Raw genomic sequence first — 15,933 nt, forward strand, 5'->3', positions numbered from 1 at the left:
ATCGATGATGTGCCGACGCCTTCAAAAAGGCCATCGGTTCTCGGTTCGTCTTGAGATTGGAGGCGTTGCAGGATGTCTCGAAACGAGACTGGCGTGCGCCTGAGGGGCAGGCGCACGGGAAGGGCAAGGCAGCTTATTTCTTGGGTTTGACCGTGCAGTCCGAGGCCTGGAAGCTCTGAGTCGCGACCGGGCGATTGGTCTTGTACTCGGTGAACTGATACTTGAGCACGGCGCCTTTGGTCATCAACTGACGGTAGCCATTGTTATGGCAGACGCTGTTGCCCAACTGGTTACGCATGGCGTCCGGATTGGCGCGCATTTGCTGCGCCTGGCCTTCACGAACGCTCAGGTGGTTGATCAGCTCCTTGCCGTTGACGGTGTAACCCTGATCCAGAATGTCTTCGTTGATCGCGCGAGGCGTACCGACGCTGCTTTCCTTCGCGACTTTTTCCAGCATCTTGCTGAGTTCGAACTCCTGCTTCGACGCCGCCTGGGCGCACAGCGGAGCAACGAGCAAAAGCGTAAGGGTAGGGGCGATGAGGCGCAGCATTAAACTCTCCTGATTAAGTAGCTGGCCGTTGGACCAGCGACTTCAAAGTGCGTTCCGGGATAACCTGCCGACTGCGGGTCTGGATGGCGCAGCAGTATAAGACAGGACTCTTCACACAGCCTAGGGTTGAACGGTCAGCGCTCTGATAAACTGCGCACACTTTATTCCTGCCGAGTTCTCGTGGTGTCGATGTATTCCCTCAGTTGGTGCGTGCTGCAATGAGCCACGCTGTCTCCCGCCTGCGCGATGAGCGACTGGCACGCAGTACCAAACCGTTCATCGCCCGAGGCTCGCGTGCGCCACGCTGCCCTGATTGCCGGGTCATCTCCAGCTACTGTTTATGTGCATGGCGACCCAAGGTCGCGGCTGATTCGGGCATGTGCCTGCTGATGTACGACACCGAGCCTTTGAAGCCGACCAATACCGGCTGGCTGATTGCCGATGTCATCGAAGACACGCACGCGTTCGGCTGGTCGCGCATCGAGGTCGACGAGCAGCTGCTGGCGTTGCTGGATGATCCGCAATGGCAACCGTACATCGTCTTCCCGGGTGAGTTCGTCGCCAGTGAGCGAGTGGTGACTCAGGTCTCACGCGAAAACGGCAAGCGGCCGTTGTTCATTCTGCTGGACGCCACCTGGACCGAAGCACGCAAGATGTTTCGCAAAAGCCCGTATCTGGAGAAGTTTCCGGTGCTGAGCCTGGAGCCCGAGCAGATATCCCGCTACCGACTGCGGCGGTCCAGGCGTGATGACCATTTCTGTACGGCAGAAGTGGCTGCGCTGTGCCTGGAATTGGCCGACGATGTCAGCGCCAGTGGCGTGCTTGATGCTTATCTGGATGTGTTCAGCGCTCATTATCTGGGTGCCAAGTACCAGCGACCGATTGATCCGGACGACGCAGCGCACAATCATTTGAAGGCTTTTATATAGCCTGCGCGGCATGTATCCCTATGGCTGTTGGCTGATTGCCATCTCGTTGTGGGCTCCGGGGCGCTTCATGCTTGACCGTCATGGTGTTGCTGGGCATGCTTGGCGCCGCTTGGACGCCGATTCACCGGGTTTGGCGCTGCACCTGCCTGATCGGGCAACGTGAATTTGCCGGCATTTCCGGATGCCCTGCTGAGCGGCCTGCGTTGCTGGCCCTCACTATGAAAACAGGATCAACACATGACCTACGACATCCTGATCGCCGACGATCATCCTCTGTTTCGCAGTGCGCTGCGGCAGGCGTTGAGCATCGGCCTGGGGCCAGATGCACGGCTGGTCGAGGCAGAAAGCATCGCGCAACTGGAATCACATCTGGAGCAGAAAACAGACTGGGACCTAGTGTTGCTTGATCTGAACATGCCCGGCGCCTATGGCTTTTCCGGTCTTGTGCTGTTGCGCGGGCAATACCCGCAGATCCCTGTCGTCATGGTGTCGGCGCAGGAAGAGGCGTCCATAGTTGTTCGCTCCAGAGAATTCGGTGCCAGCGGTTTCATTCCCAAGTCCAGTTCGCTTGAGGCCATTCAGCATGCGGTGCGTACCGTTCTGGAGGGTGACGTGTGGTGGCCGCCGCAGGTAAACGAAACCATCAGCGTGTCGGATGAGGCCAAAGCCGCCAGTGCCGGGCTCGCCAGCCTGACGCCGCAGCAGTTCAGGGTGCTTACCATGGTGTGTGAGGGACTGTTGAACAAGCAGATCGCTTTTGAGCTGAGCGTCTCTGAAGCCACCATCAAGGCTCACGTGACGGCGATCTTCCGCAAGCTCGGTGTGCGCACCCGGACCCAGGCAGCGTTGCTGCTGCAACAACTCGAATCCATCTCCGCCAGCTAACCGCCAGTCACAGAAATGTTCACGCTTTTTTGACCTGCGTTCCCTTAGCTTTCCTCTTCCTTACAGTACAGCAGCCTCTCTATGTCGCCCTTCAAAGGCCAAACCGGTCTGAAACGAATCCTTAACGCCGCAGGTTATTCCCTGGATGGCCTGACCGCCGCTTTCAAGGGCGAAGCCGCTTTCCGTCAGCTGGTGCTGCTCAATGTGGTGCTGATTCCGCTGTCGTTTTTTCTGACGGTCAGTAAAGGCGAGCATGCATTGCTGGTGGCGGTGTGTCTGTTGGCGTTGATCGTCGAGTTGCTCAACTCCGCTGTCGAGGCGGCCATCGACCGGATCTCGCTGGACCTGCATCCGCTGTCCAAGAACGCAAAGGATATGGGCAGCGCTGCGCAGTTCATTGCCTTGACCATGATCGGTCTGGTGTGGGGCATCGTTCTGCTGGGCTGAACCTGAATCGTTGATCAGTACAGGCTCGGGAGCACGATTTCGTCGCTGCGCTGCACTCCGGCGGTAAATGCCCGGCAGAGGTCGAGAAATTCGCGCATGGCGGAGGTCTGGTACTTCTGTTTGTGCCAGATGAAGTAGAACTGCCGGGACAGGTCCAGATCCGGGGTGGTCAATTCCACCAGATTGCCACGACGAAACGCATCGCGCAGCGCCAGTCTGGAAATGCAGCCGATGCCGAGCCCTGATTCCACCGCACGTTTTATGGCCTCGGTGTGCTCCAGTTCCAGCTTCACGTTCAGACCGTTACGGTGATGGCGCATGGCCTGATCGAATGTCAGCCGAGTGCCGGATCCCTGTTCGCGCAGAATCCAGGCTTCACGCGTCAGTTCTTCCAGTGTGGCCTGGCCGCGCTTGGCCAGCGGATGCTGCGGCGCACAGAACACCACCAGTTCATCTTCGACCCAGGACTGCACTTCAATGTCGGGGTGGCTGCAATCGCCCTCGATCAAACCCAGGTCGATTTCGTAATGCGCCACCTGTTGCACGATGTGCGCCGTATTCTGCACATGCAGTTTCACCTGGCTTTCCGGATGACGCTGCATGTAGCCACCGATCAACAGCGTCGCCAGATAGTTGCCGATGGTCAGCGTCGCGCCAACGGCCAACGAGCCGAAACCTGACTTGCCGTTGAGCAGGTCTTCGATTTCCTTGGCCTGATCGAGCAGGGCAACCGCTTGGGGCAACAACTGGCGTCCCGTGGCATTGAGGCTCAGTCGTTTGCCGGCGCGGTCGAAGAGCTGGCAGCTGGACTGACGCTCCAGTTCGGTGATTGATGTACTGGCAGCCGACTGGGAGAGTGAAAGCAGCACGGCAGCGCGCGAGACGCTTTCCTGCTGGGCGACGGCGACAAAGACCTGAAGTTGACGAAGAGTGAATCGCATATCTATATAACCGATAACCCATATCTTGATAATTCATTTAACAGATATTGTGTCTGCCACTAGAATGTCGCGCAATAGCGCCGTGCCCCTGCGCGCACGAAATTTTCAGGAGTTCCCACGTACATGAGCAACATGAACCACGAGCGTGTCCTCAGCGTCCATCACTGGAACGACACCCTCTTCAGTTTCAAGTGCACCCGCGACCCTGGTCTGCGTTTCGAGAACGGTCAGTTCGTCATGATCGGTCTGCAGCAGCCAAACGGTCGTCCGCTCATGCGTGCGTATTCGATTGCCAGCCCTAACTGGGAAGAGCATCTGGAGTTTTTCAGCATCAAGGTGCCTGACGGTCCGCTGACCTCGCAGCTGCAGCACCTCAAGGAAGGCGACGAGATCATCATCAGCAAGAAGCCTACAGGCACGCTGGTGCTGGACGACCTCAAGCCGGGCAAGCATCTTTATCTGCTCAGCACTGGCACAGGCCTGGCGCCGTTCATGAGCGTGATCCAGGACCCCGAGACCTACGAGCGTTTCGAAAAGGTTATCCTGTGCCACGGCGTGCGTTACGTGAACGAAGTCGCCTACCGCGAGTTCATCACCGAGCACTTGCCGCAGAACGAGTTCTTCGGTGAGGCGCTGCGTGACAAGCTGATCTACTACCCGACCGTAACCCGTGAGCCGTTCGAGAACGAAGGCCGCCTGACTGACCTGATGCGCAGCGGCAAGCTGTTCAGCGACATCGGTCTGCCGCCGATCAATCCTCAGGACGACCGCGCCATGCTGTGCGGCAGCCCGAGCATGCTGGACGAGACCAGCGAAGTGCTTAACAGCTTCGGCCTGACTGTTTCCCCACGCATGCGTGAGCCCGGCGATTACCTGATCGAGCGTGCATTCGTCGAGAAGTAAGCCGGATTGAAAAAAACCGCCCCACCCTTGCGCAGGATGAGGCGGTTTTTTATTGGCCGGAAACTTGTGCCGGGACCACTTCCAGCACGCAAATGACGCCTGCCTGAGGGTAATGCCAGCGAACATCCAGATCCCAGAACTGCGCACCGTAGCGACGTTCGGGCGTGGGCACCTGATAGGCAGGCCGCGGGTCCTGAGCCAGACATTGCTCGATCAGTTCCACCAGTGGTTCGCCCAGTCTCAAGGCATGCTCGTGCGCCTGAACCAGCGCGGCATCTTGCCAGTGCACCGGAATCAGCTCGGGCGCAGCGCTGGCCATCGAGTTGGTCGCGCTCCCGACGGCGTCGGCGTAGGGCACGTAGGGCTTGATGTCCAGCACCGGCGTGCCGTCAAGCAGGTCGATACCCGACAACCAGAGGCGTCCGGCTTCGACTTTATCCAGCCTGACCACTGATTGACCGATACCATTGGGGCGATGCGTTGCGCGGGTGGCGAACACGCCCATCGATTGATTGCCGCCCAGGCGAGGTGGGCGAACTTTCAAGCGTGGCTTGTCTTCAAGCGCCAGATGAAACAGGAACAGCAGCCAGACATGGCTGACCTGCTCCAGACCCTGTACCGCGTCGCCCTGATCGAAAGGGGCGACCAGTTCCAGTACGCCGCGCGCGGCTGGCGCCAGGTGTGGCTGACGCGGAATGGCGAACTTCTCCTTGAAGCAGGAGCGCACGTAGCCGACCGGTGAAACGGTATGGGTCATGCCCGCCGACTCAGCCGCGAACGCGCAGGGTCAGGCCCTTGAGGAAGTTACGCAGCAGCTGGTCGCCGCATTCGCGGTAATTGGTATGGCCCACTTTGCGAAACAGCGCGCTCAGCTCCGGCTTGGAGACCGGGAAGTCGACGGACTTGAGGATTGCGTGCATGTCGTCCTCTTTCAGTTCGAAGGCCACACGCAGCTTTTTCAGCACAATGTTGTTGGTGATCGGCAGATCAATGGCTTGAGGTGGGCGGCTCTCGTCCTTGCCGCGCTTGAAGTAGACCAGACCGTCCAGGAAGTGCGCCATGATCTCATCGCTGCAATCCAGATAGCCTTCTTCTTCCTCTTTCTTCATGAACGCAATGACGTCGCTCTTGGAGACCTCAAAACCGGTCAGCTTTGTGATTTCGACAATCTTGCTGTCGCTGATATCGAGCATGTAGCGCACGCTGCGCAATACATCGTTGTTCATCATGAGCGGTGAGTCCTGTAAGTCTTTTGACGGCGCACGAGCAAATGCGTACGCCCGGTAATGAGGGGAAAGTTAGAACTTTTCCTTGGTTGTCATGTAGCGCCATTGCCCTTCAGGCAGCTTGCCCATGGACACGCCGCCAATGCGGATGCGGCGAACGGAGATGATTTTCAGGCCGACGGCCTCGCAGAGCTGGGCGATGACGCCTGGCTGCGGATTCTTCATGGCGAAACGCAGGCGGTTCTCGTTCTGCCAGCTGGCTTTGACCTTCGGCAATTCCTTGCCCTTGTAGGTCAGCCCGTGGTTCAGGCGATTCAATCCATGAGGGACCATCTCGCCGGAGATCTCCACCACGTACTCCTGCTCGATCTTGCTGCGGTCGTCGGTGAGTTTGCGCAGGATTTTCCAGTCTTGGCTGAACACCATCAGGCCGCTGGCGTTGGCCTGCAGGCTGGAGATCGCTTCAAGCCGCAGAAAGTGGCCCTTGAGCGGGCGCTTGCCATAGCTGTGTTCTTCGGACAGGGTGCCCGGCGTGATCATCTGCAGAGCGGTTTCGGCAGTCACCGAGGCGGGCGTGTGAAAGATGATCGTGACCGGCTCCGGTGAATCCGCCTTGGCATCAGGGCTCAGCTCGACCTTCTGGTTATCGACCTTGAATTGCGGCTCTTCGACCACCACGCCATCCACGGTGACCCAGCCGCCCTCGATGAACAGTTCGGCCTCCCGGCGGGAGCAGCCGACCAGGTCGATGAGGCGTTTGGAGAGGCGAATGGGGTCTGTCATGAAAGAAGCCGTTTACTGATGAGAAAGGCGCCATTGTAACCGCCTGCGCCGGGTTAATCGCGGCAACATTGCAATTGCGCCTTCAGTCACGTCAATTGCGGCGGCTCAAATGCATCCTGAGCATCGGATAGGGGCTGCCCAGGCCATCGACTTCGGAACGGCTGACCACTTCGAAACCGTGCTTGAGATAAAAGCCCAGCGCCTGCGGATTCTGTTCGTTCACGTCCAGCTCGTAGATGTGGAACTGTGAGATCGCATGGGTCAGCAGCTGTGAGCCCAGTCCTTCTCCCCGGTGCTCAGGGTCGATGAACAGCATGTCGAGTTTGCTCCGGTTGACGCCTGCGAAGCCGGTGATGTCCAGTTGCGCGTCACGGGTACAGAACAGGGTCACACTGTCCAGGTATTGCCTGAGCAGCAGATCTTTCAACAGCGTGATGTAGGCGTCTGGCAGAAAGTCATGAGTGGCGCGTACCGAGCGCTCCCACAGGTCTACCAAAGCCGGGTAGTCGTTCTTGTCTGGAATGTAGAATTCCATCGGCCAGCGCTCCCAGTGTCCAGTCTGTGCATAGACCGCAAAACTCAACGAAAAAGCCCTGCCGTTTTGAAGGGCAGGGCTTTTTCCGGCAGGTGGAGCCAGCGTCAGATGATTTCGGCCCACAGGTCGTATTCATCGGCGTCGGTCACACGGCACATGATCTTGTCACCCGGCTTGACCGTGCTGTCGTCTTCCAGACCGATGAACACATTACCGTCGATTTCAGGGGCATCGAAGAAGCAGCGGCCAACCGCACCGCGTTCATCGACTTCGTCGATCAGCACTTCGATCTCGCGACCGATTTTCATCTGCAGACGAGCGGCGCTGATGGCCTGCTGGTGCGCCATGAAGCGGTCCCAACGGTCCTGTTTGACATCATCCGGCACAATGGCGGCGTCCAACAGGTTGGCGGGGGCACCTTCGACCGGGGAGTACTGGAAGCAGCCGACGCGGTCCAGTTGGGCCTCGGTCAGCCAGTCCAGGAGGTACTGGAAGTCTTCTTCGGTTTCGCCAGGGAAGCCGACGATAAAGGTCGAGCGGATGATCAGATCAGGGCACTGCTCGCGCCAGTTCTTGATGCGGGCCAGGGTCTTGTCCTCGAAGGCAGGGCGCTTCATCAGCTTGAGGACCTTGGGGCTGGCGTGCTGGAACGGGATATCCAGGTACGGCAGGATCTTGCCGGCCGCCATCAACGGGATCAGCTCGTCAACGTGCGGGTACGGATAAACGTAATGCAGGCGGACCCAGACGCCCATTGAACCCAGCGCCTGACACAGCTCGGTCATGCGGGTCTTGACTGGCTGGCCGTCCCAGAAACCGGTGCGGTACTTGACGTCAACGCCGTAGGCGCTGGTGTCCTGCGAGATCACCAGCAATTCCTTCACGCCGGATTTGACCAGACGCTTGGCTTCGTCGAGCACATCGCCTACCGGGCGGCTGACCAGCTTGCCGCGCATCGACGGAATGATGCAGAAGCTGCAGCTGTGGTTACAGCCTTCGGAAATCTTCAGGTACGCGTAGTGACGCGGTGTGAGCTTGATGCCTTGCGGCGGCACCAGATCGATCAGTGGGTTGTGATCGTGGCGCGGCGGCACGACTTCGTGCACGGCATTGACGACCTGCTCGTACTGTTGAGGACCGGTCACCGACAACACGCTCGGGTGGACCTTGCGAATGACGCTTTCATCCACGCCCATGCAGCCGGTCACGATCACCTTGCCGTTTTCCGCCAGTGCCTCACCGATCACTTCCAGCGACTCAGCCTTGGCCGAGTCAATGAAGCCGCAGGTATTGACGACAACCACGTCGGCGTCTTCGTAAGTCGGAACGACTTCGTAACCTTCCATGCGCAGCTGAGTCAGGATGCGTTCGGAGTCAACGAGCGCTTTCGGACAACCCAGAGAGACGAATCCAACCTTGGGGGCGGATGGCGTGGTGACGGTGGACATGGCGAACCTCGGCGTGATGGGGCCTGGACACTACGTGCAGGCACCGATTGGGCGCTTGGTTGCGCCTCTGATCAAAAAGTGCGCAATTCTAGCGATGAGCGGGCGTGATGACCAGTGTCTGGGCGAGATTTACGACGAGTGCGGAACGTCTTCAAGGTTTGAAACAGGATTGTCAATTGATCCTATACCCAAACGGGTATATTTTGTCCGTGTTGGTAAGGATAGGCGATCTCGCAGTGAAGCCATTGTATTGGTTGTTTGGCAGTAAGAAAGACCTGTTGGCGATGCCCGAGGATGTGCAGGATGTATTCGGGTATGCGCTCCATCAGGCTCAGCAGGGAAACAAGCATACTCAAGCTGTACCCTTGAAAGGCTTTTCCGGGGCTGGTGTGCTTGAGGTTGTTGAGGATTATGACGGGGATACTTACCGGGCGGTTTATACCGTCAAGTTTGGAAATGCGGTCTATGCCTTGCATTGCTTTCAGAAGAAGTCGACCTCAGGCATCAAGACGGCGCAACACGACATTGATCTGATCAAATCTCGACTCAAAGCAGCAGAAGAACATGCCAAGGGGACTAAAAATGACTGATATCGAAGAAAGTAGCGGCAATGTCTACGCAGACCTCGGCCGAGGCGACGCCAGCGAAATGTTGATCAAGGCGCAACTAGCCACCAAGATAGGCGCCATTATAANAGGCTCGACATCTTACTCAGGTCGAAGCTGCTCGAATCCTTGCGATGCCTCAACCCAAGGTGTCGGAAATGCTCAGGGGAAAATTCAGAGGTATCAGCGAGTCCAAGATGATCGATTGCCTCTCTCGCCTTGGGCATGATGTCCAGATAGTTGTAAAGACAGCGCCCCGCTCGCGTGGTGGTGAAGGGCGAGTTGAGGTTGTCTTTGCTTAAAGGCACTGAATAGATCTAAGGCCCACCTGTCGGTGGGCTTTTTCTTGGGCGTTGACATGATGTGCCCATCTTAGAAAGAGAATTACACCCACCGCTGCGTTATGCTTCGCGCCATCGCATCCCGGCATGTCAATGTCTGGGCGGATCTGAATTGTTACGCGTTGTGAAGTTCATAGTGCTTTGAACCTCATGTCTGGTTTCCGGGAGTAGTGGATGAGTCAAACAAACAGTCATGAAGGTTCTGGAAAGGCTGCCAGGCCTGTTGGGCTGCTGATCGCAGCGGTGGGCGTGGTGTATGGCGATATCGGCACCAGCCCGCTGTATACGCTCAAGGAGGTGTTTCAGGGCGGCTACGGGGTCGAGGTCACACACGACGCGATTCTGGGCGTTCTGTCGCTGATTTTCTGGTCGCTGATCTGGGTGGTGTCCTTCAAGTACATGGTCTTCATCCTGCGTGCCGATAACCAGGGCGAGGGCGGCATCATGGCCCTGACGGCACTGGCGCGACGGGCTACTGCCAAGTTCCCCAAGCTGCAGATGTTGATGGTGGTGTTCGGCCTGTTCGGTGCGGCGCTGTTCTACGGCGACAGCATGATCACGCCTGCCGTATCCGTGTTGTCGGCGATGGAAGGTCTCGAGCTGGCGTTCGACGGGCTGGAGCACTGGATCGTGCCGATGGCATTGGTGGTGTTGATCGGTCTGTTCCTGATTCAGAGGCACGGTACGGCGCGCATCGGTGTGCTGTTCGGTCCGGTGATGGTCACCTGGTTTGTGGTGCTGGGCGCGCTGGGTGTGTACGGCATCATGCAGTCGCCGGAAGTGCTCAAGGCGGTGAATCCTGCCTGGGGCGTGCACTTCTTCATTATTCATCCTGGCATCGGTGTCGCCATTCTTGGCGCGGTGGTGCTGGCGTTGACGGGCGCCGAAGCCTTGTATGCAGACATGGGCCACTTCGGCCGCAAGCCGATTTCGCGGGCGTGGTTCATCCTCGTGTTGCCGGCGTTGCTGCTCAACTACTTCGGTCAGGGTGCGCTGGTGCTGGGCAATCCCGAGACCGTGCGCAATCCGTTCTATCTGCTGGCGCCGGGTTGGGCGCTGCTGCCACTGATCGGCCTGTCGACCATGGCGACGATCATTGCCTCTCAAGCGGTGATTTCCGGTGCGTTCTCGATGACGCTGCAGGCCATCCAGCTTGGCTACATCCCACGCATGTACATCCAGCACACCTCCAGTGATGCGCAGGGCCAGATTTACATCGGCGCCGTAAACTGGGCGCTGATGGCGGGCGTGATCATGCTGGTGATCGGCTTCGAATCTTCCGGCGCGCTGGCTTCTGCCTATGGCGTGGCGGTGACCGGGACCATGCTCTGCACCACGATTCTGGTGTCTTCGGTGATGCTGCTGCTGTGGAAATGGCCGCCACTGCTGGCCGTTCCGCTATTGATAGGGCTGTTGCTGGTAGACGGTCTGTTCTTCGCTGCCAACGTGCCGAAGATTTTCCAGGGCGGTGCCTTTCCGGTGCTGGCGGGCGCGGTGCTGTTCATCCTCATGACCACCTGGAAGCGCGGCAAGCAGTTGCTCGCCGAGCGTATCGACGAAGGCGGTCTGCCGCTGCCGATCTTCATAGGCAGCATTCGCGTGCAGCCGCCGCATCGGGTGCAGGGTACGGCGGTGTTCCTGACGGCCCGTTCCGATGCTGTGCCGCATGCGCTGCTGCACAACATGCTGCACAACCAGGTGTTACACGAGCAGGTCGTGCTGTTGACGGTTGTCTACGAGGATACACCGAGGGTTCCGGCCCAGCAGCGTTTCGAGGTCGAGTCATACGGGGAAGGGTTCTACCGCGTGATTCTGCACTTCGGGTTCATTGACGAGCCTGACGTGCCCGCTGCGCTCGCCCTGTGTCACTTGGCCGAACTGGACTTCAGCCCGATGCGCACCACCTACTTCCTGAGTCGCGAGACGGTCATTCCGTCGAAGATGGTCGGCATGGCTCGCTGGCGCGAGGCACTGTTTGCCTTCATGCTCAAGAACGCCAACGGCAACCTGCGCTTCTTCAAGCTGCCGTTCAACCGTGTGATCGAGCTGGGTACGCAAGTCGAGATGTAAGCTGACAGATACTCCCCCGCAAACAAAAATCCCGGCGACCTTACGGTGCCGGGATTTTTTTGGCTCTGACAACTGACCGGTTATTGAGCGCCGGTCTTGCCCTGACGCTTGTTGATGGCGTTGATCAGGCGTTTGGCCAAAGCGGGGTAGTCTTCATCGAAGTGATGACCGCCGGGCAACTGGACCGCTTCACCCACTGCTGTGGTGTCGGTGCAGCCGCTGTCCTTCTTCTCTTCGATGCCATAGACGCAGAACACCTTGGCGGCAGGCAGCTTGGCCATTTCCGGTCCGGTTGTCGCTTCCTTGCCTGCGTTGCCCAGCCAGCCATCCACATGAATTTCGAAACTGCCGGAGCGGGCAAATGCCAGCAGGATGATTGCGTCTACGCGGTTCTGATCGTCCGTCGCCAGACGGTTGTAGATCGCAGGCATGACGTCGGCGCCGAACGAGTAACCGGCAAGAATGAAGCGTTTGGTGCCCCATTTCTGACGGTAGTGGTTCATCAGGTCGGTGAGGTCGACGGCGGTCTGCTCGGGCGTCTTGTGCTCCCAGTAGTAACGCAGCACGTCGATGCCGACCACCGGATAGCCCATTTTGGCCATGTCGCCTGCGACGACCTTGTCCAGATCGCGCCAGCCGCCATCACCGGACATGAACAGCGTGACGGTGTCGGATGGTTGGCTGGCCGGCACTTCAACGACCGGAATGCCCAGGCCGCCTGCATCGTTTTCACCCAACAGCAGATGGCGCAGTTCGGTGTTCAGAACCTGTGGCAGCGGGATATCGTAGTCACTGATGCTGGTATCGGCGTTGGTCTGATCCCTTACGAACGCTGCGCTCGGATCATCCGGCGCATCATTCCAGGCTGCCAGCCAGTGACCGTGCGGCGCTTTCTGTGGCAGCGGCACGTCACAGATGCGTGGCGGCGTGTCGCCTTCCTCCACCACCGGTGGCGGATTGGACACGTGCTCAAGGGCGAAGCCCACGGAGATGGCCTGAGCCTTGTCGTCAGTCTGTCCGGCCAGCCAGCGCCAGGCCAGCGTTGCGCCCGGGCCTATGCCGCCGACGACCAGTGCAGGGCCGTCCAGTTTTTCGAGGGCGCTCTGGAACGTCTTCTGCTGCATGACGCAATCGTCTTTCGGCAGAACAACCTGAACGATGCGCGCCGACGCGTCTTTGCTGATGGCCAGCAATTGCTTGTCGGTGAGCATTTCCTCGGCAGTGACAGCCAGTGCGATACGGGTCTTGATGCTGGTGGCCGGGGTCACGCTGGTCAGCGCGGCCCCGTCATCCAGATTCGAGTGCTCAAGTGTGGCGGGTGGAGCGGGGCGGTTCCAGATCCAGACTCCCAGTGCGACCAAAAGAAGAATTACCAGAGCTGCGAGCAAAAGGCGCCAGGAGCGTCGAATCATCAGCGTTTCACCAATCCAGTCAGGCCGCCCGCAATCAGGGCGGCAGTGTCAGCCAGTGCCACGAGCGGATCGAGTCCGGCAGGCACGGCCATATAACGAGGTTCCCAGTCGGGCTGGAACTTGTCCTTGAAGCGGCGCAGCCCCTGAAAGTTGTAGAGCTGTTCTCCACGGCGGAAGATCATCGAGCCCAGACGCTGGGTCAGTGGTGCGCCGCGTCTCGGCTGCAGGCCGGACAGCGGCACCATACCCAGGCTGAAGCGGGAATAGCCCTGCGCCTTATAATGCAGAATCAACCCGACCATCATGAATTCCATGGTCAATTTGGGCGCGTCCGGATGCGAGCGCATCAGGTCGAGGCTGGCCAGTTCGTGGCTGGTGGTTTCCAGCAGGTTGGAAAACGCCACCGGCTTGCCCTGGAAGTGAACGATCGCAATGCGGAAATACTTGAGGTATTCGGGGTTGAAGCGTCCCAGAGAAAAGCCTTTCTCTCGCACATTCTTGCCGGTCAGCCAGGCATCGGAGATCGCTTTGAGTTCATCGATTGGCGCTTCGCCCTGCTCGTAGATCTCCAGCGAAAGACCATCACGACCGCCACGGTTCCAGGTGTAGCGCAGGTCCTTCATCTCCTTGCCTTTGGCTTCGATATCGAACTTCAGCAGGTTGACTCGTGCTTCTTCGCCCAGCTTGATCGCGGTCAGCCCGATGTCCATGTAGAACGGCAGGTTTTCAGCACGTACCTGGTAGAACACGGGACGTGCATGGTGAACGTCGCACAGGTCACGGAATTGCCAAATCAGCTCGGCACGCTGTTGTGTCGGGCCGATAGGGTCATAAAGCGCAACGAGACTGCGACCGCGGTGCGAATACATCAGGAACGCGTTGCCGGCCGGGTGAAACAGGATGGCCTTGTCGCCGGTCAGTACCAGTCCGCCGTCCGGCTGGCTGGAGGCTTTGAGAATCTCGGCCGCCTTGTCCAGGTCGGCTGCATCAGGCAGCTTGATGACAGGGCGCGCGGTGCGCAGCAGCCAGGTCAGGGAGACCACCACCAGCAGAACCGCGCTGCCCAGCGCCGAGCGCAGGCCGCGAGGAGCATCGGCGTCCAGCGTGAACTGCCACCACAACTGGTGGCTGTAAGGCACGTCCTGATAAGCAAACAGCAGCAGCCAGATCGACGCACCGACCACGCAGACGCTGGCGATCAGATAAAGCGGAGAAAACGGCACTTCCAGAAGGCGGCTTGGGCGATAGAACGAGCGGCGGAAGGTCATCAGCAGGACCGCAGTCAGCAGCAGAAGGCTGGCTTCTTCCCAGTCGAAGCCCTTGAGCATCGACAGCACGGCACCCACCAGCAACAGGATCACGGTGAGCACCCAGGCAGCGGACAGTCGTCGGCGCAGCCCTTGCGCCAGCAGCAGGCAGAGTACGCCGACCAGGCTTGCGCCGAAGTGCGAAGCATCGATCAGGCGATGGGGAATCATGAAGCCGACGTTTTCCAATCGGGTATCGATTTCAGGGGTGGCACCAGAGAAGAGCAGCACCACCCCCGACAAGAAAACCAGTAGTGCCAGGATCGGTGCTGCCAGACCTGACGCGACGCGCATCGCCTGTCGGGTCGGAAGCAGTCGTTGGGCTTCGGTGAACAACAACGTCAGGCATGCCAGCAGCAGCGGCAGCACGACGTAGATCAGGCGATACAGCAACAGGGCGGCCGCCAGCGGCGCAGCGCCCAGCTCATTGGCAAACGCAGCCAGCAGAATCGCTTCGAAGACGCCGACGCCGCCGGGTACATGACTGAGTACGCCAGCGGCGAGCGCCAGCAGGTAGATCAGCATAAACGCGCCCAGCGGTGGCGCCTGGGGCAGCAGCAGGTAAAGCACCAGAGCTGCGGCGGCCACGTCCAGCGCGGTGATCACCAACTGGATCAGGGTCAGACGCAGGTTCGGAAGACGCAGGGTGCGACGACCAAGACGGACCAGAATGTTGTGGGGGATATCCTGTTCCGGCAGGCGACGGCGATATATCGCGACCGCCAGTAAAATGCTGCCGACCAGCACCGCAGTCGCAATGACCGCGAGAACTTCGACGGGAAGCTTCAGTGCGAGCGATGCGCCGGACAGGTTGCTCAAGGTCGCCAGCGCAGCGAGTGGCGGCAGCGCACAACCCAGCGATAGGCTGGCGAACACGGTCATTCGGGCAATTTCAATCGCGCCGATACCATGTCGCGAGTACAGGCGATAACGGACCGAGCCGCCAGACAGCATCGACAGACCTACCGCATTGCCAATCGCAAACGACGTGAAACCACCGAGGATCAGAGTTTTGGTCGGCAGGTCGACGTTGGCATAGCGACTGGCCGACAGCTCGTAACCCATCAGGATGACGTAGCCGATTATCGCGGCCAGCAGGGCGCCGCCCAGAGAAGCCAGGGGCACGGCGAACAGGGAATCGTGCAGCGCGTACCAGTCCATCTCGATGAGCATGTGCCGGCAGGCGATCAAGGCCAGGCCGAACAGCAGCAGCATCACAGCCAGCCCGATAGGCTGGCGATACTTGCTCAGCAACTCGCGCCACTGCAGGCGTGCGGGTTTGCCGGGTTGGTCGGCATTCACTGTTTCATTGGAATCTGACGTGTTGTCGCGCATCAATCACTCCTTGGATCGTGCGCGACAGGATGGAGGTATACAGCCAAGTTACCAATCCCTACGCAAAAAATATTTCAGGATGTTAGCGCGTCAACGCCTAACGAGCGAATAGCGAATAGAACGGGTCAATGCTGTTCAGCCGTGATTCAGGTCTGATTCAGCTTAGCCATAAGCCTATCGGCCGCATGTGAAAAAACTGTCGTAAATGGAAACATT

15 protein-coding genes and 1 pseudogene are annotated in these 15,933 nt (G+C 59.0%); 7 read left to right on the forward strand and 9 right to left on the reverse strand.

Annotation, left to right across the window (positions count from 1 at the left end; genetic code table 11):
• Nucleotides 1-133 precede the first annotated feature (133 nt).
• Nucleotides 134-550, reverse strand: coding sequence for a quorum-sensing-regulated virulence factor family protein (locus AO065_RS23420; RefSeq protein WP_004879092.1), 417 nt, complete (start codon nt 548-550; stop codon nt 134-136).
• Between the two features lie 218 nt (nt 551-768).
• Here AO065_RS23420 and AO065_RS23425 point away from each other — a divergent pair, with 218 nt between their 5' ends.
• The 3 genes from AO065_RS23425 (at nt 769) to AO065_RS23435 (ending at nt 2,811) form a co-directional block, all read left to right on the forward strand.
• The gene (locus AO065_RS23425) at nt 769-1,479 is read left to right on the forward strand and encodes a tRNA-uridine aminocarboxypropyltransferase (RefSeq protein ID WP_004879094.1); all 711 of its coding nucleotides are present in this window, start codon (nt 769-771) and stop codon (nt 1,477-1,479) included.
• A gap of 237 nt (nt 1,480-1,716) precedes the next feature.
• Nucleotides 1,717-2,364: a response regulator transcription factor ErdR gene (erdR, locus tag AO065_RS23430; protein WP_004879097.1), complete on the forward strand. Its 648-nt coding sequence runs from the start codon at nt 1,717-1,719 to the stop codon at nt 2,362-2,364.
• Nucleotides 2,365-2,445: 81 nt separating this feature from the next.
• Complete coding sequence (locus AO065_RS23435) at nt 2,446-2,811, forward strand: diacylglycerol kinase (protein WP_004879098.1); 366 nt, start codon at nt 2,446-2,448, stop codon at nt 2,809-2,811.
• Between the two features lie 14 nt (nt 2,812-2,825).
• Here the strand turns inward: AO065_RS23435 and AO065_RS23440 are convergent, their stop codons facing one another.
• Entirely contained in the window at nt 2,826-3,752 is a 927-nt protein-coding gene (locus tag AO065_RS23440; RefSeq protein ID WP_004879099.1) for a LysR family transcriptional regulator, read from the reverse strand.
• A 123-nt stretch (nt 3,753-3,875) separates the two neighbouring features.
• Between AO065_RS23440 and fpr the strand changes: the two genes are divergently transcribed.
• A complete protein-coding gene (gene fpr, locus AO065_RS23445; protein WP_002554680.1) occupies nt 3,876-4,655 on the forward strand; it encodes a ferredoxin-NADP reductase in 780 nt (259 codons plus the stop codon).
• A gap of 49 nt (nt 4,656-4,704) precedes the next feature.
• On the opposite strand, the gene tsaA is transcribed toward fpr, so the two are convergent.
• The 5 genes from tsaA to rimO form a co-directional block, all read right to left on the reverse strand.
• The gene (gene tsaA, locus AO065_RS23450) at nt 4,705-5,412 is read right to left on the reverse strand and encodes a tRNA (N6-threonylcarbamoyladenosine(37)-N6)-methyltransferase TrmO (RefSeq protein ID WP_004879102.1); all 708 of its coding nucleotides are present in this window, start codon (nt 5,410-5,412) and stop codon (nt 4,705-4,707) included.
• 10 nt (nt 5,413-5,422) lie between these two features.
• Nucleotides 5,423-5,884 carry a YehS family protein gene (locus AO065_RS23455; protein WP_004879103.1) on the reverse strand — a complete coding sequence of 154 codons (462 nt, stop codon included), beginning with the start codon at nt 5,882-5,884 and terminating at the stop codon, nt 5,423-5,425.
• A 69-nt stretch (nt 5,885-5,953) separates the two neighbouring features.
• Complete coding sequence (locus tag AO065_RS23460; protein ID WP_004879105.1) at nt 5,954-6,664, reverse strand: rRNA pseudouridine synthase; 711 nt, start codon at nt 6,662-6,664, stop codon at nt 5,954-5,956.
• Nucleotides 6,665-6,755: 91 nt separating this feature from the next.
• Nucleotides 6,756-7,199: a GNAT family N-acetyltransferase gene (locus AO065_RS23465; protein WP_004879108.1), complete on the reverse strand. Its 444-nt coding sequence runs from the start codon at nt 7,197-7,199 to the stop codon at nt 6,756-6,758.
• Between the two features lie 104 nt (nt 7,200-7,303).
• On the reverse strand, nt 7,304-8,647 hold the full coding sequence (gene rimO / locus AO065_RS23470) for a 30S ribosomal protein S12 methylthiotransferase RimO (RefSeq protein WP_004879110.1): 1,344 nt from the start codon (nt 8,645-8,647) through the stop codon (nt 7,304-7,306).
• Nucleotides 8,648-8,925: 278 nt separating this feature from the next.
• Between rimO and AO065_RS23475 the strand changes: the two genes are divergently transcribed.
• The 3 genes and pseudogenes from AO065_RS23475 to AO065_RS23480 all read left to right on the forward strand — a co-directional run bounded on the left by AO065_RS23475 (nt 8,926) and on the right by AO065_RS23480 (nt 11,663).
• The gene (locus AO065_RS23475; protein WP_257013694.1) at nt 8,926-9,237 is read left to right on the forward strand and encodes a type II toxin-antitoxin system RelE/ParE family toxin; all 312 of its coding nucleotides are present in this window, start codon (nt 8,926-8,928) and stop codon (nt 9,235-9,237) included.
• A pseudogene (locus AO065_RS26820) lies at nt 9,230-9,554 on the forward strand (helix-turn-helix domain-containing protein). The gene AO065_RS23475 and the pseudogene AO065_RS26820 overlap by 8 nt, the downstream one beginning before the upstream one ends.
• Nucleotides 9,555-9,767: 213 nt before the next feature.
• On the forward strand, nt 9,768-11,663 hold the full coding sequence (locus AO065_RS23480) for a potassium transporter Kup (protein ID WP_004879116.1): 1,896 nt from the start codon (nt 9,768-9,770) through the stop codon (nt 11,661-11,663).
• An 80-nt stretch (nt 11,664-11,743) separates the two neighbouring features.
• Here the strand turns inward: AO065_RS23480 and AO065_RS23485 are convergent, their stop codons facing one another.
• Together AO065_RS23485 and mprF are read right to left on the reverse strand one after the other, a co-directional pair.
• Complete coding sequence (locus AO065_RS23485; protein WP_004879117.1) at nt 11,744-13,075, reverse strand: virulence factor family protein; 1,332 nt, start codon at nt 13,073-13,075, stop codon at nt 11,744-11,746.
• The gene (mprF, locus tag AO065_RS23490) at nt 13,075-15,717 is read right to left on the reverse strand and encodes a bifunctional lysylphosphatidylglycerol flippase/synthetase MprF (RefSeq protein WP_004879119.1); all 2,643 of its coding nucleotides are present in this window, start codon (nt 15,715-15,717) and stop codon (nt 13,075-13,077) included. The genes AO065_RS23485 and mprF overlap by 1 nt, the downstream gene beginning before the upstream one ends.
• Nucleotides 15,718-15,933 lie beyond the last annotated feature (216 nt).

Origin of the sequence: Pseudomonas viridiflava (assembly GCF_001642795.1) — a bacterium.
Lineage (GTDB): Bacteria > Pseudomonadota > Gammaproteobacteria > Pseudomonadales > Pseudomonadaceae > Aquipseudomonas > Aquipseudomonas viridiflava.

Bases quoted from the DNA above. Each gene is read 5' to 3' on its own strand.
- AO065_RS23480 (WP_004879116.1), top strand. From the start codon at position 9,768: ATGAGTCAAACAAACAGTCATGAAGGTTCTGGAAAGGCTGCCAGGCCT.
- tsaA (WP_004879102.1), bottom strand. From the start codon at position 5,412: ATGACCCATACCGTTTCACCGGTCGGCTACGTGCGCTCCTGCTTCAAG.
- AO065_RS23435 (WP_004879098.1), top strand. From the start codon at position 2,446: ATGTCGCCCTTCAAAGGCCAAACCGGTCTGAAACGAATCCTTAACGCC.
- AO065_RS23465 (WP_004879108.1), bottom strand. From the start codon at position 7,199: ATGGAATTCTACATTCCAGACAAGAACGACTACCCGGCTTTGGTAGAC.
- erdR (WP_004879097.1), top strand. From the start codon at position 1,717: ATGACCTACGACATCCTGATCGCCGACGATCATCCTCTGTTTCGCAGT.
- AO065_RS23425 (WP_004879094.1), top strand. From the start codon at position 769: ATGAGCCACGCTGTCTCCCGCCTGCGCGATGAGCGACTGGCACGCAGT.
- AO065_RS23485 (WP_004879117.1), bottom strand. From the start codon at position 13,075: ATGATTCGACGCTCCTGGCGCCTTTTGCTCGCAGCTCTGGTAATTCTT.
- AO065_RS23455 (WP_004879103.1), bottom strand. From the start codon at position 5,884: ATGATGAACAACGATGTATTGCGCAGCGTGCGCTACATGCTCGATATC.
- rimO (WP_004879110.1), bottom strand. From the start codon at position 8,647: ATGTCCACCGTCACCACGCCATCCGCCCCCAAGGTTGGATTCGTCTCT.
- AO065_RS23440 (WP_004879099.1), bottom strand. From the start codon at position 3,752: ATGCGATTCACTCTTCGTCAACTTCAGGTCTTTGTCGCCGTCGCCCAG.
- AO065_RS23420 (WP_004879092.1), bottom strand. From the start codon at position 550: ATGCTGCGCCTCATCGCCCCTACCCTTACGCTTTTGCTCGTTGCTCCG.
- fpr (WP_002554680.1), top strand. From the start codon at position 3,876: ATGAGCAACATGAACCACGAGCGTGTCCTCAGCGTCCATCACTGGAAC.
- AO065_RS23460 (WP_004879105.1), bottom strand. From the start codon at position 6,664: ATGACAGACCCCATTCGCCTCTCCAAACGCCTCATCGACCTGGTCGGC.
- mprF (WP_004879119.1), bottom strand. From the start codon at position 15,717: ATGCGCGACAACACGTCAGATTCCAATGAAACAGTGAATGCCGACCAA.